This is a genomic window from Brevibacillus sp. HB1.1, from assembly GCF_013332445.1.
GTDB classification, from domain to species: Bacteria; Bacillota; Bacilli; order Brevibacillales; family Brevibacillaceae; genus Brevibacillus; species Brevibacillus porteri.
The window spans coordinates 524,861-546,948 of sequence record NZ_JABMIV010000003.1; the positions used below are offsets into that span (position 1 = coordinate 524,861).

21 protein-coding genes and 1 pseudogene are annotated in these 22,088 nt (G+C 46.7%); 15 read left to right on the forward strand and 7 right to left on the reverse strand.

Translation table 11 applies throughout. The features are described from left to right. Positions 1 to 543: 543 nt before the first annotated feature. Positions 544 to 2,511 carry a methyl-accepting chemotaxis protein gene (locus tag HPY27_RS12385; protein ID WP_174225110.1) on the forward strand — a complete coding sequence of 656 codons (1,968 nt, stop codon included), beginning with the start codon at positions 544 to 546 and terminating at the stop codon, positions 2,509 to 2,511. Positions 2,512 to 2,560: 49 nt separating this feature from the next. On the opposite strand, the gene HPY27_RS12390 is transcribed toward HPY27_RS12385, so the two are convergent. Continuing rightward, on the reverse strand, positions 2,561 to 2,785 hold the full coding sequence (locus HPY27_RS12390) for a hypothetical protein (RefSeq protein ID WP_017250146.1): 225 nt from the start codon (positions 2,783 to 2,785) through the stop codon (positions 2,561 to 2,563). 196 nt (positions 2,786 to 2,981) lie between these two features. Here HPY27_RS12390 and fabL point away from each other — a divergent pair, with 196 nt between their 5' ends. The 7 genes from fabL to HPY27_RS12425 all read left to right on the forward strand — a co-directional run bounded on the left by fabL (position 2,982) and on the right by HPY27_RS12425 (position 9,998). Then, positions 2,982 to 3,740, forward strand: coding sequence for an enoyl-[acyl-carrier-protein] reductase FabL (gene fabL, locus HPY27_RS12395; RefSeq protein ID WP_017250147.1), 759 nt, complete (start codon positions 2,982 to 2,984; stop codon positions 3,738 to 3,740). 111 nt (positions 3,741 to 3,851) lie between these two features. Then, entirely contained in the window at positions 3,852 to 4,265 is a 414-nt protein-coding gene (locus HPY27_RS12400) for a GNAT family N-acetyltransferase (RefSeq protein ID WP_017250148.1), read from the forward strand. 48 nt (positions 4,266 to 4,313) lie between these two features. Beyond that, positions 4,314 to 4,850 carry a DUF402 domain-containing protein gene (locus tag HPY27_RS12405; protein ID WP_007729805.1) on the forward strand — a complete coding sequence of 179 codons (537 nt, stop codon included), beginning with the start codon at positions 4,314 to 4,316 and terminating at the stop codon, positions 4,848 to 4,850. A 57-nt stretch (positions 4,851 to 4,907) separates the two neighbouring features. Continuing rightward, complete coding sequence (locus HPY27_RS12410; RefSeq protein WP_174225111.1) at positions 4,908 to 6,689, forward strand: ABC transporter ATP-binding protein; 1,782 nt, start codon at positions 4,908 to 4,910, stop codon at positions 6,687 to 6,689. A 24-nt stretch (positions 6,690 to 6,713) separates the two neighbouring features. Next, entirely contained in the window at positions 6,714 to 7,934 is a 1,221-nt protein-coding gene (locus tag HPY27_RS12415; RefSeq protein WP_017250150.1) for an MFS transporter, read from the forward strand. Between the two features lie 116 nt (positions 7,935 to 8,050). Continuing rightward, positions 8,051 to 9,280: an MFS transporter gene (locus HPY27_RS12420; protein WP_173622789.1), complete on the forward strand. Its 1,230-nt coding sequence runs from the start codon at positions 8,051 to 8,053 to the stop codon at positions 9,278 to 9,280. A 172-nt stretch (positions 9,281 to 9,452) separates the two neighbouring features. Then, positions 9,453 to 9,998: a flavodoxin family protein gene (locus HPY27_RS12425; protein ID WP_173622790.1), complete on the forward strand. Its 546-nt coding sequence runs from the start codon at positions 9,453 to 9,455 to the stop codon at positions 9,996 to 9,998. Here HPY27_RS12425 and HPY27_RS12430 read toward each other — a convergent pair. Then, positions 9,970 to 10,167 (reverse strand): annotated as a pseudogene (locus tag HPY27_RS12430) (YoaP domain-containing protein); the annotation flags it as partial. The gene HPY27_RS12425 and the pseudogene HPY27_RS12430 sit on opposite strands and share 29 nt — an antisense overlap. 230 nt (positions 10,168 to 10,397) lie before the next feature. On the opposite strand from HPY27_RS12430, the gene HPY27_RS12435 reads away from it, so the two are divergent. The 7 genes from HPY27_RS12435 to cdiI are packed head-to-tail and all read left to right on the forward strand — an operon-like array spanning position 10,398 to position 17,381. Next, entirely contained in the window at positions 10,398 to 11,870 is a 1,473-nt protein-coding gene (locus HPY27_RS12435; RefSeq protein WP_017250153.1) for a contractile injection system protein, VgrG/Pvc8 family, read from the forward strand. A gap of 18 nt (positions 11,871 to 11,888) precedes the next feature. Beyond that, positions 11,889 to 12,506: a hypothetical protein gene (locus HPY27_RS12440; RefSeq protein WP_173622792.1), complete on the forward strand. Its 618-nt coding sequence runs from the start codon at positions 11,889 to 11,891 to the stop codon at positions 12,504 to 12,506. Between the two features lies 1 nt (position 12,507). Beyond that, complete coding sequence (locus HPY27_RS12445) at positions 12,508 to 13,008, forward strand: imm11 family protein (protein ID WP_174225112.1); 501 nt, start codon at positions 12,508 to 12,510, stop codon at positions 13,006 to 13,008. A gap of 11 nt (positions 13,009 to 13,019) precedes the next feature. Further along, positions 13,020 to 13,643, forward strand: coding sequence for a hypothetical protein (locus tag HPY27_RS12450; RefSeq protein WP_017250155.1), 624 nt, complete (start codon positions 13,020 to 13,022; stop codon positions 13,641 to 13,643). 38 nt (positions 13,644 to 13,681) lie between these two features. After that, positions 13,682 to 14,050, forward strand: coding sequence for a DUF4280 domain-containing protein (locus HPY27_RS12455; protein ID WP_174225113.1), 369 nt, complete (start codon positions 13,682 to 13,684; stop codon positions 14,048 to 14,050). A 22-nt stretch (positions 14,051 to 14,072) separates the two neighbouring features. After that, on the forward strand, positions 14,073 to 16,970 hold the full coding sequence (locus HPY27_RS12460) for a CdiA family toxin C-terminal domain-containing protein (RefSeq protein ID WP_254612884.1): 2,898 nt from the start codon (positions 14,073 to 14,075) through the stop codon (positions 16,968 to 16,970). 12 nt (positions 16,971 to 16,982) lie between these two features. Beyond that, positions 16,983 to 17,381 (forward strand): ribonuclease toxin immunity protein CdiI, encoded by a 399-nt coding sequence (gene cdiI / locus HPY27_RS12465; RefSeq protein WP_174225114.1) that lies wholly within the window; start codon positions 16,983 to 16,985, stop codon positions 17,379 to 17,381. 448 nt (positions 17,382 to 17,829) lie between these two features. Here the strand turns inward: cdiI and HPY27_RS12470 are convergent, their stop codons facing one another. The 5 genes from HPY27_RS12470 to HPY27_RS12490 form a co-directional block, all read right to left on the reverse strand. Beyond that, positions 17,830 to 18,681: an NAD(P)-dependent oxidoreductase gene (locus tag HPY27_RS12470; protein ID WP_174225115.1), complete on the reverse strand. Its 852-nt coding sequence runs from the start codon at positions 18,679 to 18,681 to the stop codon at positions 17,830 to 17,832. A gap of 23 nt (positions 18,682 to 18,704) precedes the next feature. Beyond that, a complete protein-coding gene (locus HPY27_RS12475; protein WP_174225116.1) occupies positions 18,705 to 19,520 on the reverse strand; it encodes a pyrroline-5-carboxylate reductase family protein in 816 nt (271 codons plus the stop codon). A 95-nt stretch (positions 19,521 to 19,615) separates the two neighbouring features. Then, positions 19,616 to 20,296: a zinc metallopeptidase gene (locus HPY27_RS12480; RefSeq protein WP_047073720.1), complete on the reverse strand. Its 681-nt coding sequence runs from the start codon at positions 20,294 to 20,296 to the stop codon at positions 19,616 to 19,618. Positions 20,297 to 20,520: 224 nt separating this feature from the next. Further along, positions 20,521 to 20,661: a hypothetical protein gene (locus HPY27_RS12485; RefSeq protein ID WP_007729817.1), complete on the reverse strand. Its 141-nt coding sequence runs from the start codon at positions 20,659 to 20,661 to the stop codon at positions 20,521 to 20,523. A 79-nt stretch (positions 20,662 to 20,740) separates the two neighbouring features. Then, positions 20,741 to 22,027, reverse strand: a complete 1,287-nt coding sequence (locus tag HPY27_RS12490) for a glutamate-1-semialdehyde 2,1-aminomutase (protein ID WP_217437952.1) — start codon at positions 22,025 to 22,027, stop codon at positions 20,741 to 20,743. Positions 22,028 to 22,088: the final 61 nt, after the last annotated feature.

Sequence of the window (22,088 nt, forward strand, 5' to 3'; positions counted from 1 at the left end):
CCAATCACCCCCTTTCAAGGTGGAAAATGTTAATTGAAGAGAAAGAAAAAGACCACGGGCGAAAGCCTGCGGTCTTCTGGCATCAACAAACGGACATGCCGTTTTGAAGGGCATAGAAAGACCACAAGCAACAACGCCTGTGGTCGGTAATAGACGAAATGGAAATGTTGAAGAGTACGAATACTACTGGAATTCGTCGACCCAGGAGGCGCTGCTATATTCAGTTAAAACATCCACAAGACGATCAATAAGAGCTGGATTTGGATTCATTGCTATCATCATCATGGTGCTGCCTCCTTTCTTTCCGTAGTAGTAGTGGTAGTAGTAGTAGTGTGTGGAACGTACTCTTAGAATATGGCATTTTTTTCTTGTTGTAAAGCGATTTTTTACCTATTTCTAGAAGAAAGTATATTCTGAATATAATAAAAAATAATAAATAATAAACGAATGTGCAGTTTAGTGGGCAAATGAAGGTTTACCATTAGGCATATAGCGGGTATCAATATAGGACAATCATGACACGCAGAAAGGTGATGCTAGCGAATGAAAACCCCCAGACTCACTGTAAAATCCAAGCTGATCGCTACATTTTCCACAATTTTAGTGATCCCCATGCTTTTGCTCGGGTTGCTCTCTTATCAGAGTGCCAAGGCAGAGTTGTCTGATGAATTGCTTACGACTGCCTCTGAAAACGTTCGGTTGATAGATGCGCTTTTGAACCACACACTGCTGGAGCAATCGAGGAATGTGGAATGGATTGCTTCTGATATTGTACGCCATGACATCTTGGAAGAGACCAAAATGGAAACGAAAAAGCAATTGCAGCGTTTTCTCGCGATGAACCCAGAAGTGAGTGAAGCGTATATCGGGGATGAGAATGGTGGCATGTTGACTGCGACTGATTCCAAGCTTCCCGACGGATTCGACCCAAGAAAGAGGGATTGGTACATAGCCGCCATGAAGCAACCAGGAAAGAGCGTCATTGTGGACCCATACATTGATGCCATAACCGGAAAAGTTGTGTTGGGAATCGCGATGTCCTTGCCTGATAAATCTGGTGTACTTGGAATTGATATTCAACTGACAGCGCTGGACGCGACGGTCAAGCAAGCGAAAATCGGTACCCAAGGATATATGGCGATTTTGGATAAAAACCGAAAAATGCTGGTCAATCCAAATCGAGAGTCTGGCGTTGAGGTTGCAGCGTCTTGGACGGATACAGTATATGCAGAAGAGTCAGGTCGTTTACAATTTCAGCACGAAGGAAATCCCGTCCAAGCCGTGTTTACTACGAACGAAAATACGGGCTGGAAGCTTATAGGCGTGATGTATGAAAGTGAAGCAGCAGAAGCAGCAAGTCCGATTTTTTACACGATGCTCGTGATTATCATTGCTGCACTGGTGGTAGCTGGCGGAGCCATTTACGTGATTTTGCGCTCTTTACTCCGTCCTTTGCGTATGTTGACAGAAGCAGCGGAAAAAATGAGCCAAGGCGATGTGACACAACAAGTAGCTATACGAAGTGACGATGAGTTGGGTACGTTGGGCAAAGCCTTCAATCATATGGCGGAATCTCTTCGTTCCTTGCTCCTTTCTGTGAATGATTCTGTTCAGCAACTGGCTTCTTCGGCAGAGCAGCTCGCGGCCAGTGCGGATCAGACAAGCAAAGCGACAGAACAGATCGCAGAGACCATGCAAGAAATGGCGGAGGGAACCGAGCAGCAAGTCTACCATACGCAGGAGGGGAATGCAGCAGTCGAACAAATGTCGGCAAGAATCGGTCAGATTGTAGAGCATACTCAAAATGTATTCAGCGCAGCTCAGGAATCATCAGAATTGTCAGTCGCCGGTAACAAAGCCATTCAATCGGCTGTGATGCAAATGAACGCATCTAGCGAATCGATTCACGGTCTGGCAAAAGTTGTGGATAATCTGGGGACGCGTTCCCAAGAAATTGGAAACATCGTGGATGTGATTACTGCCATCGCTAATCAAACCAACCTGCTCGCATTAAATGCAGCAATCGAAGCGGCTCGAGCAGGGGAGTATGGACGAGGCTTTGCTGTGGTGGCTGATGAGGTACGCAAGCTGGCAGAGCAATCCGCAAGCTCAGCACAACAAATTAGTCAACTGATCAAAGCGATTCAAGCGGAGACAAACCATGCTGTGATCGTTATGGATCAGAGTAAGCATGAAGTAACGGAAGGTATTGAAAAAGTGAACGAAGCTGGCCAGTCCTTCGGACAAATTCAATCAGCCGTCAATGAAGTGGCAGAGAAAATCGGTCAGGTATCTGAAGCGACGCGTGATTTCTCCACAAGGGCACAGCAAGTGGTTGAGATCATTGGCCATATTTCCGAAGTGACACTGCAAGCATCTGATGGTACACAAAGTGTATCCGCAGCTGCCCAGGAGCAGCTAGCCTCTATGGAAGAGATCGCTTCCTCAGCCGTTTCTCTCGAACACCTCGCGGAGGAATTGCAAAACCAGCTCGGCAAATTCCGTATATAAAAATAAGCCCGGCGCCGTGTTTACATACACGAGCAGCCGGGTTTTTTACTTAATCGTAAATAGGTGACGAGGAATGATCCCATCCCCCACTGTCTCCATTCACTGGCCCACGGGATTCAAGCTCATGGATGACTTTGACGTGAAGAGAGGCTCCTTCTGTACTGAGATAAGCTGCCAGTTGTGAAAAGCTGTGATGGTAATAAAGCAGCTCATTCATTTCCCAATCAGCCAGTGGCACCATGGTTAATTCAGACAATTCCCGACCTATGTACACCCTGCCATTCCTCCTTATGTGGTAGTGGTTTGCCTGATACTGCGAGCTTAGTATGGCTATAGTCGAGAGGATCAAGTCATGCCGGGATTTTTTCCGCAGGTAGAAAAAGCGCAGGTGGAGTTGTATAATGAATGAGTGATTTTTATTTATTAGTACCTGCTATTAATAGTTGGTCAGATCGGGAGGTAATCTTTTTATGAATACAACGAAAAAAGTAGCACTGGTTACTGGCGGAACGCGAGGAATCGGAAAAGCGATTGCGCTTCAATTGGCGGAACAGGGCTATGACCTGGTGCTGAACTATTTGCGTAACCGCACTGCGGCAAGAGAAGCAGCAGCAGAGCTCGAAGCAAAGGGCGCTCGTGTCCATCTGATCAAAGCCAATGTAGGGGATGTAGCAAAAATCAAAGAGTTGTTCGCAGAAATTGACCAGGAATTCGGTCGCTTGGATGTATTTGTGAACAATGCGGCATCGGGTGTACTGCGTCCGCTGATGGAGCTGGAAGAAAGCCATTGGGACTGGACCATGGAAATTAACAGCAAGGCGCTATTGTTCTGTGCGCAAGAAGCGGCAAAACTAATGATCAAGGGCGGCAACGGCGGAAAAATCGTGAGCTTGTCCAGCCTTGGGTCCATTCGCGTTCTCGACAACTATACAGCGGTTGGCGTATCGAAGGCAGCTGTAGAAGCGATTACTCGTTATTTGGCAGTCGAGCTCGCGCCGCATAATATTGTAGTAAACGCTGTTTCTGGCGGAGCGGTGGATACGGATGCACTCAAACATTTCCCGAATCGCGAAGAATTGCTCGGTAGCTCAGCAGAGCGTACGCCAGCAGGACGTATTGTGGAGCCGGAAGATTTGGCTAATGCGGTGATATTCTTGCTCTCTGACAAAGCGTGGATGGTTCGCGGACAAACATTGATTGTAGACGGCGGTATTTCTCTTTTGACATAATGATTTATTGAAGCTGGAGTATGGAGTTGGAGACTTTGTGGTGTTGCGACACAAGACAAAGTTGTCCATGTGTTGTACAATAGAGGAAGAAGGTTACGAAGGAGGCAACACATGCTGATTCGTCCGTTTCGACTCGGTGACTATTCGGCTATCACACGTATTTGGCAGGAGACGGGGTTGGACCAATCGGACAAAGAGTCATTGAACGATTTGGCCCAGCATTTGGCTTGGGACAGCGATCTGGTAATGGTTGCAGAAATGGAAGGCAGAGTTGTAGGGGTCGTGGTTGGCACGATCGACGGTGCACGTGCCTATTTCTACCGATTGGCTGTACTTCCAGAGATGCAAGGCTCAGGTATTGGTCGCGAACTCGTTGAAGCAATTGAAAAGCGTTTCAAGCAACGAGGTGTCAATAACGTCTTGATCATGGTCAATCAATCAAATCCGGAAGTCCTTCCGTTTTACCTTTCACTTGGCTATGAAGTACAAAAATATGTTACACTTTCCAAAAAGCTCTCTTCTTAAAGGAGGCTTGTCCCCATTCAAATAGAGAAGAGAAGAAAGGGGAGAGTCATGTCACCAACTCCGGGCTCCAATATCCGCATAGAAAGTTATAAACATGACCATTCGTTGCACCGCATATGGGACAAATCTACGTTGATTCATACCAGTGATGCGGTGGTGATTGGGGGAAATGATCGGGTCAAGGTGACAGAAGCAGACGGGCGGGAATGGCGTACGCGTGAACCGGCCATTTGTACATTTGGTAGAGGCCAGTGGTTCAATACCATTGCCATGATTCGTGATGACGGTATTTATTATTATTGCAACATTGGTTCGCCCTTCAGCATGAAGGGACAATTGCTTAGCTACATAGACTATGATCTCGACGTAAAAGTGTTTCCCGATATGACGTACTCGATTCTCGACGAAGAGGAGTTTCTTTTGCACAGCAAACAGATGAACTATCCTCCATTTGTTGTGGAAAGAGTGCAGACAGCATTGCGAGAGGTGCTGGATTGGGTAAGCGCGCGACGTGGCCCTTTTCAAAACGGTTTCGTCCAACGTTGGTACGAACGTTATCTTTTAGTGCGAGATGATGAGGAATAATCCCTTTCCCGAATGACCGGGGGAGGGATTTCCTTGTTTGCAAAGGAGGTATGATGGTTGAGCATACGCCGCTATTTGGCTTATGTCCTGCCCTATTGGAAACAAATATTGGGCACCATATTCATTGGTATTATAAAGTTTGCGATCCCACTTGCTCTGCCGCTTCTTATCAAATACGTCATTGATGACCTGCTGCCAAGTCCGCTTCCTCAAGAGGAAAAGCTGAAACAGTTATTTTGGCTGATGCTCGGGGCCTTTTTGTTATTTACCGTCGTTCGCGCCCCTGTTGAGTACATCCGGCAATACTATGCACAGTGGGTATCCAGTCGTATCTTGTTTGACATCCGCAATCAATTGTTTTCTCATTTACAACGACTGTCGATGCGCTACTACAACAATACAAAAACGGGTGAGGTCATCTCTCGCGTCATTAACGACGTGGAATCAACCAAAAGCTTCGTGGAAACGGGATTGATGAATCTCTGGTTGGACCTGATTACGATCATCCTGACACTGGCGATCATGCTCTACATGGATGTGGAACTGACACTTGTGGCGATTGTCGTTTTCCCTTTGTACAGTATTTCAGTCAAATTTTTCTACAAGCGCTTGCGTCAATTAACCAAGGATCGTTCTGCGGCACTGGCGCGTTTGCAAGGATATTTGTACGAACGCGTCAATGGGATGGCGCTCATCCGCAGCTTTGCCTTGGAGAAGCAGGAAAGCAAGGAATTCGCAAAGGAAAACAATCAGTTTTTGGATAAGGCACTGGCGCAAACACGCTGGAATGCTCGAACTTTTGCTGTAATTAATACGGTGACGGATATCGCACCGCTCCTGGTCATTGCTTATGCTGGCTATCAAGTTATTGGCGGGAGCATGAGCGTAGGGACGTTGGTTGCGTTTTATGTTTATTTGGATCGCTTGTACACGCCGCTGCGACGCTTGGTCAATTCCAGTACGGTGCTGACACAGGCAATTGCCTCGATGGATCGGATGTTCGAGTTTATCGATGAATCGTACGATATCGTCGACAAGCCAAACGCGGGGGAGCTGCCTGTCGACCCTGCAACCAAACGCATTCACGGGGAAATCCGCTTCGAGAACGTGTCCTTCCGCTATCGGGAGGAAGGCCCTCTCGTCTTGAACAATGTGAATCTGAACATCTCTTCTGGCGAAACGGTTGCAATTGTCGGGATGTCAGGCGGCGGAAAATCTTCTCTGATTAGCTTGCTCCCGCGTTTTTGGGACGTGACAGAAGGGAAAATTACGATTGATGGCATCGATATCCGCGATGTGAAGCAGCAAAATTTGCGTCACCACATCGGGATGGTGCAGCAAGATAATATTTTGTTTAGTGAATCAGCAAAAGTGAATATTTTAATGGGCAATCCTGATGCGGATGACAATGCTGTGCAAGAAGCTGCGAAGGCGGCAAATGCCCATGACTTTATTAGCGAATTACCGAATGGGTACCATACGGAGCTGGGAGAGCGTGGCGTGAAGCTCTCGGGCGGACAAAAGCAGCGAATCGCGATTGCGCGTGTTTTCCTGCGTGACCCGGGTATTCTGATCCTGGATGAAGCGACGTCTGCACTCGACTTGGAATCAGAGCACACGATTCAGGAGTCTTTGTCTAGGTTGGCAAAAGGAAGAACCACGCTCATCGTGGCCCATCGACTTTCGACGATTACCCATGCGGACAAAATCATTGTCATGAAAGAGGGACAAATCGTTGAGGAAGGCACGCATGAGCAATTGCTTGCGAGAAAGGGAGTATATTATGGCCTGTGGAGTGTGCAAGATTTAGGAAGTACATCCGACCCGCAACTGGGATAAGCAGATGGGATTGGAGGAAATCCGATGGAGATATGGCGCCGTAATTTATATGTACTCTGCGGATCCTTGTTTTTCGTCATGGTGGCGATGAGCATGATCATGCCTTTTTTACCGCTTTACATTCAGCAGGATTTCGGAATTGAAGACCCTCATCAAGTAACGGCTTGGGCGGGGATTATTTTTGGAGCCAACTTTTTGACGGCGGGCCTCGTCTCACCTATTTGGGGAAATTTGGCCGATAAGCACGGGCGCAAGATCATGATTTTGCGCTCGGGATTTTTCATGTCCATTACCATGGCACTGACTGGTTTTGCGGGAAGTCTGTGGCAGCTTTTGGCCCTTCGTCTACTCAATGGACTTGTAGGGGGAATCATCCCTGCCAGTACCGCATTGGTAGCATCCTCTGTACCAAAAGAACGAATTGGCTATGCAACAGGGTTGCTTCAGTCGTTTATTACGGCTGGAACCATTATGGGACCGCTGTTTGGCGGTGTTCTCGCGGAGAAGATCGGCTTTCGGATGATTTTTGTGATTACCGGTTGCGTATTATTACTGGCGACCTTGGTCATTACGTTTATGGTGAAAGAGAATTTTGTTCCACCTGAAAAAAAGGAACGGTCGAGTCTACGGGAAGATTTTCAGATGATCTTCTCTTCCAAAGAACTCCCGGCGCTCTTTTTTGTAACCGTAATGATCCAGTTTGCGTTGTTTAGCATTATCCCTGTGTTGCCGATCTACATTTCGCAATTGGTTGGATCAGAAGGGGCAAAGGTAGCACTGTGGGCCGGTATTGTCCAGGCATGCATGGGGGTAGCAAACGTCTTTGCCTCTCCACAGCTGGGGCGTTTAGGAGATCGGTTTGGTTCGCAAAAGGTGCTCTTGTTCTCGCTTTTGGCTGCCGCAATCATCTTCATTCCACAAGGTCTGGTACATACGGTATGGCAATTGGTCGCGCTCAGGTTTTTGTTAGGATTATCGCTGGGAGGATTGCTTCCATCCGTCAATGCTTTGCTGCGACGAGCAACACCTGTACATATGGTCAGTCGTGTCTACGGCTATAACAACAGCTTCGTCAGTATCGGCAGCATGCTTGGACCGATGATTGGTGGCTTTTTGGCAGGCTATGTGAGTATTAGCGGAGTCTTTTACATGACGAGTGCTTTCTTGTTTATTAACGCAGGCTGGGTGTACTACAGCTTTTTCCGAAACAAATCTGTACAGCATTCTGATTCTGGAATAGAATAAAAGGTAATTTTCGCGAAAAGAGGTGCACCTCCATTGTGATGGCGAGTCGGTGTGAATAACTTCATATTCCATCAGGACGTATAGGCTGGTCCTGAACCGACAGGAGGGTGTGCTTTATGTGGCATCGACGCTTTATTTGCCTCTGGGCGGGTCAGACATTGGCCAACCTTGGGGATGTATTTTATATTGTCGCGTTTATTTCGATCATCTACGCTGCAACTGGCTCTGTCATGTACACGGCGTTTATTCCGGTTGTCATCGTAGCGTCGCAGTCTGTGAGCAGCTTGTTGGCTCCGTTGGTGTTTCAGCGATTGTCGTTGACGGGCATGCTCGTGCTGTCGCAAGGCTTGAAGACGATACTTTTGGCTGCAGCTTCATTAGCTGTCAGCAGCGGTGTAGGAGAGCAGGGAGAGTGGATCTGGCTGTTGTTCGGATTGGGGTCAACCATCGCCTTTATGGATGGCTGGGCAAACCCTGCGCGTAATGCCATGGTACCGCAGTTGGTCGGACGAGAAGACCTCATGCGAGCGAATGGGTTGCTTGCCACCTCGGATCAAACCGTTCATTTTGCTGGCTGGGCCGCAGGGGGATTACTCGTTTCTTGGCTGGGAGCAGGTGTTGTTCTGTGGGGAACGGTTGGTGCCTATGTTGTGGCAACGATCGCGATGACAGGTATTGTACCCGCAAGCGAAAAGCCGCGTGAAGAACAGGCAGCTAAGGCGACAATAAATTGGCTCACTGGATGGAAGACAATTCGCGATGTACCTGTACTGCGACTGCTGGTCGCAATGGATATCGTGATCGGCTTGTCGGGGGGTGTGTGGATCGCTGCGATTATGCTGCCATTTGTCCTCGATGTGCTTGGACAAGGCGAAGAATGGTGGGGCTACATCAATGCCGGTTACATGCTTGGAGCCATTGCAGGTGGGACGCTGCTATTGATGTATGCGGAGCGGATGCGTCGCCATTTATTTCGCTGGATCATTTGCGGTACGATTGGCGTCGGATTCTTTACCTTTTGTTTTGGCAGCAGTACGAACGCTCTTGTGGCACTGCTGTTTTCCTTTGCACTGGGCCCATTTTTGGAAATGGTGCATGTAAGCAAGCAGACACTTTTGCAGCAAGAGACTGAGGAATCAGCACTGCCCTATGTCATGTCAGCGAAGGGGACGATTGATTTACTTGTCTTTGGCGCTTCTGCCTTGGTGATGGGGGCTATCGCTGAATGGCAGGGAGTCCGGGCTGTTTATTATGTATCTGCTGGATTGTTACTCGTTGCTTTCCTTTTTGCGTTGCGCTTGCAAAAAAAGCAGACGGAGCATTCGAGTGGGGTTTCCGTAAATTAAAACAGAACAGGCTGTCTTTCCGTAGACTTTTCTACTGGGAAGGCAGCCTTTTTTGTTTGGAGGTGGTCGTCCGACAGTTTAAAGAATCGGTTAGGCCCTTTAAGGTTTGAGAAAGCCCTTCTTTCCCCATACAATAAAAGGAGCAAACAAAGATGTAAGGATGGGTGAGCACATGAACATTCTCGTATTGCATGGAAGCTCAAGAGATGCAGGAAACACGGAGCAATTGACTAATTTGGCATTGGACGGCGTACCGCACACCAGTATTCGTCTGCGAGAAAAAAACATTCGCCCGATTCACGACCAAAGGCATGACGAGGGAGGCTTCGATGCAGTCGCGGATGATTACGATGAAGTGACAGAAGCGGTACTCGCCCATGATTTTCTGATTTTCTCTACGCCCATCTATTGGTACGGCATGTCAGGGCATATGAAAAACTATGTGGATCGCTGGTCGCAGAGCTTGCGTGACAAGCGTTATTCCTTCAAAGAATCTCTCGGACAAAAGCAGGCATATGTCATTACGACTGGTGGAGACCAGCCCAGATTAAAGGGGCTGCCACTAATCCAGCAGTTTCATTATGTTTTTTCTTTCGTCGGAATGCCATTTGCAGGCTATATGATCGGGGAAGGCAACAAACCCGGTGATGTATGGTCAGATCAACGGGCAGTAGAGGAAGCAAAGATTTTTAATGCGTGGCTGAAGGCCAAGCAATAGCCTGAAAGACCGGAGAGAATTCCGGTCTTTCTTTTTTTTCATCTAATAAAAGCTCTGTTAGTAATTTGTCAAATTTGTTTGAGCTCAATATTTCGTGCGTAATGAATTCTCCATTATAAAACACCCCAAAGGTTGTCCATATAGTCGGTGCGTTTTGTGCTTCTTCTTGTAGCCCAGCTACCTATGTGTTAGTAGTTACAGGATATGGTCAACAAGTAGGTAGGGCAATTAGACATTTCCAAAAACAGGGTAAAAAGCACTAGGTTGAAAATAAAAAAAGGACTTTATGCTTATTTATGGTAATCGAAACAACTACTACCATTAATTTATCTATCAAGAATGGTCTATTTTGGTATAGGAGATAGAACATTGGATATATCTACGGAGGGATGAGTCTACGTGAGTAATCGGGTTTTAACCTATGGAAATATTCAAGTGACACCTTACAAATTCACGCATTTGCAATCACTAAAAGTGGTTAAAAAGATGAACGAACACGCGAAGGTAACGATCACGGGCATTATTCCAGATGAGCTGAAAGACAGCTATGTGAATCTAACAAATGAACAAACGCATATCAAAATAGCTTTGACGGACGAGAAGGGGCAGCCGAAGCCATGGTTTCAAGGCATCGTGACGAATGTAAACATCCAATCTGTCAGGGGCATTTATTACCTAACAGTGAAGGCTGTTTCACATAGCTACTTATTGGATGTCAAACCGAGAAAACGCTCATTCCAAAATCCAGGGATGACTTATGCGGCGCTAGTCAAAATGGTGCTGTCCTCATATGGGAAAGCCGATTTTATTGATTCGGTCACGAACGGCAAGGCAATCAATACGTTTGTGATGCAATATGAAGAAACCGACTGGCAGTTTCTCAAGCGGATGGCTTCGCGATTCTATACAGGCTTGGTGCCTGCAACGGCTTTTGATCTACCCAAATTTTATTTCGGTCTGCCCAAAGGGAAGGATAAAGGCAAGCTAGAGGTCGCGCATTATACGGTACAAAAGAGGGTGGGGGAATATCAGAGCGCTGCGGAAAACCGAGTGCCAGGAATTGATGATCAAGATTTTACGGTATATGAAGTGGAAAGCCCGCAGATCCTCGAAGTCGGTGATGAAGTGAGCTTCAAGTCCAAGAAGCTTGTCGTCGGAGAAGCCGTCACTGAAATGAAGGAAGGAATACTGACGCATATCTACAAGCTCTTTCCACATAAGGGACTCTCGCGCAAGAAAATGTATAACAACGCGATCATCGGTGCCTCTATCCAAGGGAGCGTTCTTCAGATTCAAAAAGATAATATCAGAGCCAAACTAGACATGGATGATCAACAGGATGAGAGTACCGCTTACTGGTTCCCTTATTCGACGATCTATACGTCCGAGAACAATACAGGTTGGTATGTCATGCCGGAAATAGGCGACCAGATACGAATCTACTTCCCGAGTAAAAAGGAAGAGGACGGTATTGCCATCAGCTCGGTGCTCCGAGATAACCCAGATGCCAAATCTCCGGCTCCCCAAAAGTCCTCCGCTCCAAGTAGCTCAAGACCGAGCGCGGGCGCGGGTCCCGATCGGATGAAAGATCCGGCTGTGAAGACCTTCCGCACGAAATACGGCAAGGAGATCATGCTGGCGCCAGATAAGATCGTGATATCAGCAGGCGGTATGTCTATCACAATCAGCGATGATACCGGAATCGAGATCGTGAGTGATAAAAATGTGAGCATTAGTGCTAGTAAAGAGGCGTATCTGATCGGGCAAACGCTACGCGTCAAAGCCGATAAGATCGAGCTGATTGGAAAAGGAAACACCATTTCATTAAATGAAAAGATCGAGATCAAGGGATCAGAGATAAAAATGAACTAATGGGAGGAACACACGGTCATGATGAAAGAAGAAGCACTCCAGCATCTGCACGACCAGGTGTTTTTACCTGCTTTGGCAGAACGAGTGGCGGCAGTCCAGCTATTTTTCCATCAACATCAAGCCCAGCTCGTCGATGAGTTTGTGGAGTCGTTTCGACAGATCGCAAGTCGGATCAAAGTCATGCAGGATCGTGAGGAGCTAGCACCAGTTGGATTTATTCATTACTCCATGCTGAGGACATCTATTCTGGAAGGTACATATACCTACCTCATCGAGGCTTATACAGATCAGTGGTATTGGGAACCTGTCGAATGCTATGCCAGATACGACGCCAATTGGGCTTTTCAAGAGATTTCATCGTTGATTCGTCTTCTAGATGAGCAGCGTAAAAAGTACATCGGTGTTCTACACACAGCGGATGTGGAGCATATGGTATGGAAGCGTTTGGACTGTTTTAGTCAAATGGTGACGGATCTGATCCGGATAGCGATCCAAGAAGCCATAAAACTCCCAGAGTATTCGGAGATAAATAAGGCGAAATGTTTGCGCATCAGAGTCGGGGAGTTTAAAGACTTTAGCGAAGATGTGCATATCGATGATGGTTCCACACGAGATCAAATCAAGGGGGCGGGATGACATGAGAGATTACTACCAACTCATGGATGACAGTCGAATCGCTCAAAAGGTGAAACCGCAGGGTCTACGAAATGAAGACAGCTTCGCACAGCTCCCGCTTGTCTCGATTTTAGATGTCGCTGAACATAGCTTCAATGAGTACACAGACTGGCTGGAAAAGCCTGTGCCTATGATGTCACAACAGATGAAGTCGATTATCGAGAAATACAATCCGAGAATTCAGTGGAAATGTGTCCATTTGATAGACAAGCGATCTGGCTCACAAAACGTGTACTGGGTCATGCAAATACCTACCTTGGATTGTCTTTCACAGGATAGCGAGTTTTATCTAAATGGAACCGTAAAGAGACTTGTGTTAGACCGCGAAAAGGTCAAGGCGCATCATTTTTTTGCCATTGAAGGAATTTTGGAGCCGTATATCGTGGTGAGTCTCGATGCAGCAGAAAGCTTACTGCGTAGAAGCTATACGGGCTTCGTTTTACAAAAAGTAGAGCAGGCGTAACGGAGGGAGTCATGACCGTCTACTGGGATGAGAAGATCTTGGATGCCTGGAATGACATCCAGAAACGACGTGAAATCAAGGAAGTAGAAGAGAAGATGGCACAAATGTCACCTGAAGAATGGCTGGCAGGAGTGCAGCTTGGTGTCATTGAGTACGAAGGGCAAACGATTTATTGTGAAGAGAAGCTATTTTTCGACGAGCAGATGGCGATTCATCTCCCCACGTCTATGTGGCTGATTCCTAGAGGGATCGAATCAAAAGGAAATACAACTCACCAGCATGATCAGATGACTTACAAAAATGAAAAAGGCACAGTCATGTTTGGTCTGACACATATGACGCACCTCATACAGATGGACGATGTAGAGCAATTTTTGAGTACAATGACGATTCAGTTGAAAAAAAAGCAAGCGGGCTTGCAAGTCGTACATAACGAAGTGATTGAGCTCAGTGAAGTGAAGGTGGCGAGTAGCGAATTCGTCATACCGCTAAAGAACGGGAAGTATTATCAAATCTTGTTTGTTACTGCACTAAAGGAGAGAATGCTGCTCGGTAGCTTCCATTTCGCAGCTGACGAAGTGATTGTATGGCAGCCATTAGCTAGAGCCTTGATTCGAACGATGCGACTGGTATGAGTTATTGCAATGTTATGTAACGAAAGGGGAGTAGGGAGATGCTTTTGCCTTTGCTTCAACTTCTGGCTCCGAAGGCACACGGTGAGTATTCCTATGTCGTACGTGGGGCAACCGTAAAATGCAGTGAGGGAACAGACACCAGCTTTTTAAATTTACCGCAATGCCACGGAGTATACGCACGTGGTAAACCGGTCATGAATATTGCGGATAACGTTGTCGATGCCAATATTGGATGTTTTGGTATTTGCAGGGACACAGGAACCGTATGTAAACCAATGATAGCTAACAAGTGGACGGATGGAAAGCACGATGTACTCGTAAAAAACGAGCCAGCATTGCTCAGTAAGTCGGAGCTGATTTGTACTGTCAAAGGGATTATTACGATTGAAAAGGATGGGCAGGATTGATGTGATTGAAGGAGAGAAGTTTATGCAGGTAACTGATGGAGTCATGACCTATCAGGATATACAGATTGTCTGGTCCTATGGAACGATCCGACTTGATCGGTTGGAATTTGTCCATCAAACTGGCGAACACGCAAAATTACGCTTTACAGGTATTGTTCCCGAAGAAAAAGAAGATGAGATTATACATAGAGCAAGCAGCCAGGACGTAATTGAGCTGTGTCAGAAGGTAGGAAAGCAGAAGAAGTCGATATTTATCGGACGGCTACATCATGTGGAGATCAAGGTTGTCCGTGATGTCCACTATTTGACGGTGGAAGCTGTATCGCATACCTATGCCATGGATATGAGCGTGAAAATGTGTTCATTTCAAGACGAGAGCCGATTGTACTCAAGTATTGTAGATGAGCTCGTGTCGAAGTATCCTGGTGGAGATATGATCGATAACGCCTTCGATGATCTCAAACAGGGCAAATACATCATGCAATACGAAGAGACGGACTGGGTGTTTTTAAAACGAATTGCCTCTCACGTAGGGGCTGTCCTCGTACCAGATGTGAGTGCGAATAAGGTGCGCTTCTGGGTCGGTCTACCAGAGGGAAGAAAGCAGATCAAGCTGAAAGACAGGCCATACGAGGTTAACCAGTCCATCGCACCATATAGAACCTACACGTTTGAACACGACGATGTTTTAGAGCTTGGGGATGAAGTGTTGCGAGAGGGGCAGACCTTCGCTATTACCAAGCGAATAGCAAGCATGGTAGATGGTCTATTCAGATGGACGTATGTTTGCGCAACTCGCAAAAGTGTGAAACAAAAGAAGATCTATAACAAAGCCATCATCGGTGCCGCTATCGACGGGAAAATCATTCAAATCGGACGAAACCAAGTCAAAATCCATCTCACTATCGATAAAACGCAAGATAAGAGCAAGGCACAGTGGTTCCCGTATGGGGCGGAAGGCAACCAAATCCTATACCTCATGCCGGAGATCGGCTCTAAAGTAAAATTGTATTTCCCAGGTGCCGATGAGGACGATGCGATGGTTATCAACTCCGTCCGTCATGCGCCACAGGGAAGCTTTGTCGAGAAGAACGATAAGCGAATGGTGGACCCGGGAGTCAAATCGTTTGGCAACCCACAAGGAAAAGAATTCACCATGGGAGACACAGAACTGAGGATGACCGCCAAAGAAGGTGCGTTGGAAATCTCGCTGAGTAGCCTCTGGGGTGTGAGTCTGAACAGTACCACGAATGTAAACATTCACGCGTCAGGAGAACTGAATGTAAATGGTGCCGCTGTCTACATGGTGGGTTCGGAAGGGATGTATCTCGATACAGCTACGGATACGATCGCATTAGTAGAAGAGAACGGCACGAGTAGCGACCAGATTCTTCTGGATGCGGAGAAGAGCCAGACGTTTGATCCTATCTTGAGTCCGTTTGAAAAAGATATGAAGAGTCTAGGCTGGCAGGGCGCGGTAGATAAACGACTCGCAGATCACGATGCGGCGGAATCCAAAGGGGAAGGGGAAGTCGTTGAAGAGACCCTGTCGTCGCTATGGAACTTTGCCGTAGATGTTGCCGATGTTGCCTACACGGGAGTACAATTGTTAGCGAGTGATGAGGGTGAGACGGTCACCAACATCAGGGGAACGGAGGTTAAGTCGTTAACCGAGGGGAACAACTTAGCAAAAGAAACAGAACAAAAAGCTACAAGTGCGGCAAAATATGTAGGAGATGTGTTTCAGGGCGAGAAGTCGTTCGTTGAAATCGGTCAAGATATACAAGCGGCTGGTGAAAAAGTCGGTGAGAGCGTCATGCAGGACTACGTTATTCCGGTCGGGATGAATTGGCTACACCAGTTCGAAGACAAGCATGGAGGTAAAGAAGCAAAGCTAAAAAGAACACTGGAGGAAAGCTACCAACGAGGTAGGAATACGGGAAGAGTAAATGTCATAGGTGCTGAGGTAATCGTGAGTGGACTGTCAGGTGGAATGGGTGGAGCCGCTATGAAGACAGTGACTACAGCAGCCAAACTGACGCCAGATGGACCAAAAAGGGATCGTACGCCAGACGGTAACGGCAGCGATGGAAGCAACGGAAGCAACGGAAGCAATAGAAGCGACGGAAATGAAACTCCATTATTCGGACTTTTTGACTCTATTAAAAAAGATATGGAAACGCTGGATGGGAAGTTCAAAACAAAGGCGAAGACTGTTGAAGATGCGTTGAAAGAAATGCAAGAGATGGTTAATAGTTTTTTAGCTGCTATGCAAGGATTTTCCAATCTGGTTCCTAATACAGGTAGGCCGATGTTCTTTTCGGTGGACGGGAATGGTGGTGGCGGGCATAACAATAATCATGGGAATAATAGAAATAATAAGCGAGATAATGAGGGGACGGGTAATCTTAAGTATAAAGAAGGTTACTATGTTGAACATTTAACCGGAGAAGTTACAAAATGTACGGACTGGAAAGGTGTTAGTGGTGGGCATAATTATGAGGAATTTAAGAAATTCTTTGACACAAATGGGAAATATGGATATGAAGAAATAGGAAGAAAAGAACATCCGGATATCCAGGGAATATATGATATTGAATATAGATTAAAGGTTGAAGTAAAGAACTACCAAGGAAAAGGAACAGGGGAATATAAAGTTGTACCAAAAGAAGATAAGCCACCTCTTAAGAAAACCATATATGACCCTAATGTAATTTCCAATGACGATATTGTTCGATTAGGAAAAGAGGCAATGGAAGAAGGAATAAAATCGCAAAGAGTCAATCAATTAAAAAGTCAAACAAATAAGCAAAAAATCCAAGGAGTTTCAAGTAATGGGTTGAAGTTTGAAGGAATAAAAAATACTGATACTGGAGAAATCGAAAACTTTTATCCGGTATTGAAATTTGAAGAAAATTAAGGAGATAACATAATGACCACTGTTTACGACGATAAGAATAAGTTGATTCTCATGTACGAAGAAAAAGGACTTGAAAAAGGCTCAGTCATTGATGTTCTTGGTGATTTTGTATTGGAATATGACTTTGTTAAGGTATTAGAAGGTTTTTTTAACGAGTATGTTGAGAGACGAGATTATATAGGAGTTATATATTCTGATGAATACGATGTAGGGGATGAAGGGTATTTTGGTGAGAATTGCATTTTGTTTTATTATGGTGTAGATGATACTTATGATATTGTCAGTTATAAAGAACTATTTGATTACTTACAGGTAGCATGTAATTTCTATATTGAAAAGAACGAAGATAAAAAAGATGAAATTAACGAATATTTATTAAGAATTAAAGAGAAATATAGCATTGAAGAATAATGGGTAGAATCAAGATTTTTTTGTAAGCCTATTTACGACCTCAACAACAAGATCGTACAATACACCCAACATAGCCATAATACGAGATAGCCACCCGTATTGTGGTTTTTTATCCTATTGCGGTTTGTTGATGAGTAGACCCCACCCAGTGCCGAATGAGTAGGGCAGATGAATCTAAGTAGACTTAACTCAAGTTGTATTCGAATAAAGACTTTTTCATTTTATTTGTACGCACATCAATGTTTTAGTTTTATACCCTAAAAAGTGCTATTCCGATACAAAAAACAGGTCGATTATGGTCAGATACAACCATGATTGACCTGTTTTTTTGTTAGCTTCGCTTTCTTGCGGTGATTTCAAAAATAATTGCAACACTGTACGTACATAGTCCAGTAACGACGACACATAAGAACCCCCCACCCCAACCGGTAGGTAAGTGGCGGGAGTATCATTTTCCCTCGAGATGACGCAGGATCGCCATCAAATCCAGCTCGCCCAAGCCTTCTTCCAATGCATGACGATAGGTCGCATTTACGGATTCAGCCAATGGGGTAGAGACGCCTGCTTCATTCGCAAGTCGAAGGTCCTTGGCCATATGCTTTAGGGCAAAGGCAGCCGGATAGTTGTCAGCGAGGATGGAAGCCGCTTTTCCGCGAATGAGTGGTGTTCCTACGGCGCTCTCGGAAATGATGTCCAGCATTTGCTCCGTACCAATGCCGAGGGATCGTGCGAATAGTAATGTTTCAGACACACCTTGTACTGTAATGCCGAGCAGCAGGTTGATCGCCAGCTTCGCAGATGTACCCGCTCCGTTTGGTCCCAAATAAAACGCGGCTTTGCCCAGCTTGTCCAGCATAGGCTTGGCTACCTTAAAATCAGCCTGCTCTCCGCCTACCATGATGACGAGCTTGCCTTCTTTGGCAGGCCCTACGCTACCGGACACAGGTGCATCGAGAAAGCGCAGTCCAGCTTCCTGGGCTTGCTCTGCGATATAACGGGATGTATCCGGTGAAATCGTGCTCATATCTACTGCAAGCTTGCCTTGAATGGACAGGCTCAAGAGACCGTCTGTGCCAGTATAGATTGCTTTTACTGCATCATCATCGCTTACCATCGTGAACAGTACATCGCATTGTGCTACCAAATCTGACAGAGCGGCTGTCTCTTTCGCACCCAATGCCACCAATGGTGCAGCTTTTCCTGGCGTACGATTCCAGACACGTACGTCGTAGCCAGCAGCCAGCAGATTGCTAGCCATTGGTATGCCCATGTTTCCCAAACCAATCCAACCGATGATCATCGTCTTGTTCTCCTATCCGCGATTTATGCTTTTATTTGTTGTTGGACAAGTATCTTCAAAGCAGCGTGCTTGGATTCTGTCATCGCAAACAACTCGTCAAACCCAGAAGGAAGCGTCTTGTCAAGAACACGCAAGCCTTCCTCGGTAATGCCACCTTTGGTAGCCACACGTTCGATCAGTTGGTCGAAGCTAAGCTGTTCGTTTTTGAGCAAAAGAGCGGTTCCCAGCATCGTTTCCACCAGCATGCTTCTCGCCGTATCCAGGTCTAGCTCTGGTGTTTTGCGAACGGCTGCCTGCGCGAACGAATCAAGAATCCCTGCGATCAGTCCAGGTGCGCTGCTGGTGAGGATCGTCGCTGTTTCAATCTCGACCTCGGATACTTCCTGTGATTGACTAATGGAAGACAGGAGAGTGAGAAGCTCATCTCGATCCTCTGCACTTGTTCGACTGCTGCATGTAAATAGAGATACACCATGCAGCTCTTGCGAAGTGACGGTAGGAATTACCTTGCTTACGGCACCAGCATGGACGGTTTCCAAATCATCGATGCTAACACCTGCTGCCACAGAAACGATATGTACACTTTCAGGGATAGACAACTCTCGCAGTACAGGCAGGATATCCAGTGGCTTTGTGCAGAGAAAGACCAGATTTGTCTGGTTGCACACCTCTTGCGCACTTTCGGCTATGAGAATACCATGTGATGCCTGCAGATGTTCAGCCTTTTCTCTTGTTCGATTGAAGACGGTGATATGCTCGGGCTGGATCACACCGCTTTTACAGAGCGATTTCACCAGCATTTGTCCCATACTGCCTAATCCAATGATTCCAATTCGCATGTGCAAAACCCCCCGCCTAATTGTAACGTAGCCTTATGAAAAAAGGTACAGCCCCCCTGTGAGAGAGCTGTACCTTTGCCGTTTCATTAAACGGATTAGTCGTCAGAGCTACGGAAAATCATGATGTATTTCGCCAACTCCAGAACAGAGATCAGAGCAGCAGCTACGTACGTCAGAGCGGCTGCGCCCAGTACTTTGCTTGCGCCACGCTCTTCTTCATTGCGAATGAAGCCCATTTTGAGCATCAGATCTTTCGCACGGCTACTTGCGTTAAACTCGACAGGCAGTGTGACGAGCTGGAAGGCAACCGCTCCGGAGAAGAAGATAATCCCGATGAGCAAAAGTCCAGCCATTTTAAAGAAGAAACCAGCCAACAGCAGCAATGGCGCTACACCGGACACCAGGTTGACTACCGGGAAAATGCGATGGCGTGCTACCAGCATCGGGTACGAGACCTTGTGCTGAATCGCATGGCCGACCTCGTGACAAGCAACGGACAGAGAGGCAATCGAGTTGCCGAAGTATACAGGATCAGACAGGCGTACGACACGATCAGTCGGGTCGTAGTGGTCAGTCAATGTACCTGGGATATGTTGAACAGGAACGTTCGTCAAGCCGTTCGCATCGAGCATGCGGCGGGCGGCCTCTGCACCGGTAAGACCGGAGGAGGTAGGAACTTCGGCGAATTTGTTAAAAGTTCCTTTCACACGAAACTGTGCCCAGAGCGACAGTCCGAATGCAATCAGAATCAGGAAATCCATAGGATGGAAAAACATTCCACACTCACTCCTCGTTGTAATCTATGAAAACGAAATGTTGCTAAGCCATACATGTAACCTTACTACTTCATTCTGTCCCATATTCATGTATACGAATAAGTCCTATGACAGTTTCACTATTTTATTGTACAATCTCTGACCATTATTGACAATGTTGCCACATGCGAAAAAACAAGACACATTCCTCGTCATCATGATTAGGAATGTGTCTGTTTTCTTGATTATCTGTCGTGATTTTGAGTTTTGTGGTGCTCGGTTTTTCGCGGGTTTTGAAAGCCGGTCACTTCGAGCATTTTACTGCTCATTTTGGAATCCAACGTCTTTTCAGGAGCCTGCGGATATGATTTTTCACCTTTGGACACCGAAATATCCTCCTCGAAAACATAATCGCGAACACGCTTATTATTTCCTTGGACGGATGCGAAAGGACGTGGGAATGGTTTACAGCTGAGAAAAGGCGCGGTCTACAGCTGCGATGGTGAATTGAATGTCTTCTTCTGTATGAGCTGTGGTCACGAACCAAGCTTCATATTTAGATGGTGCCAGGCATACACCTTCATTCAGCATCAGCTGGAAGAAGCGGGCAAAAATTTCTCCATTCGCTTTCTGAGCTGCATCATAATCATGAACAGGCTCGTCCGCAAAGTAAACAGCCAATGCCCCTTTTACACGATTGAGCTGGATGGTTACGCCGTGTTTGTTGGCTGCCTCGGTGATTCCGTTCGCAAGCATGGAGCCCAGTCGTTCGAATTCATCGTACACGCCCGGCTGCTTCAATACTTCCAGGCAGGCGATTCCCGCACGGATGGAAGCAGGATTACCAGCCATTGTTCCTGCTTGATACGCAGGTCCGAGTGGGGCGACTTGTTCCATGATTTCCCGACGACCGCCATAAGCACCGATTGGCAGACCGCCACCGATAATTTTGCCCAATGCAGTCAGATCAGGCTCGACTCCGAGGAGGTTTTGTGCTCCGCCGTAGCAGAAGCGGAAGGCCGTAATCACTTCATCGTAGACGACAAGTGCGCCTGCTTCATGCGTAATGCGGTTAACCTCTTCCAAGAAGCCAGGCTCAGGTGCCACGATACCGAAGTTGCCGACAATCGGCTCCACGAGGACGCAAGCCGTTTCGCTGCCCCATTTGTTCATAGCTTCTGCAAATGCTTCGACATTATTAAAAGGTACCGTAATGACTTCGCTGGCGATGCTTTGTGGAATACCCGCACTGTCTGGAATCCCCAAGGTTGATGGTCCGGAGCCAGCTGCAACCAGCACCAAATCAGAGTGACCGTGGTAGCAGCCTGCGAATTTGATGATTTTGACACGTCCGGTATAGGCACGTGCTACACGAATGCAGGTCATGACTGCTTCTGTACCGGAGTTGTTAAAACGAATGCGCTCCATCGAAGGGATTGCTTCGCGGATCATGTTTGCGAAAGTAATTTCCCATGGAGTAGGAGTACCGTACAGGGTTCCGTTGGCAGCTGCTTCGCAAATCGCTTCGGTCACATGTGGATGTGCATGGCCAGTAATGATGGGGCCATATGCTGCTAAGTAGTCAATATATCGATTGCCGTCCACGTCCCAGAAATACGCGCCCTGGGCACGTTCCATCGTTACGGGTGCTCCCCCGCCTACAGCCTTGAAAGAGCGGGAAGGGCTGTTTACCCCGCCTAGAATGACGTCGAGTGCTTCCTCGTGCAGTTGCGCGGATCGTTCACGTTTCATGCATATTCCCTCTTTTCTTTTGAAACTACCTCTTTTGTAAAAAGTCCTTCATTATCTTACC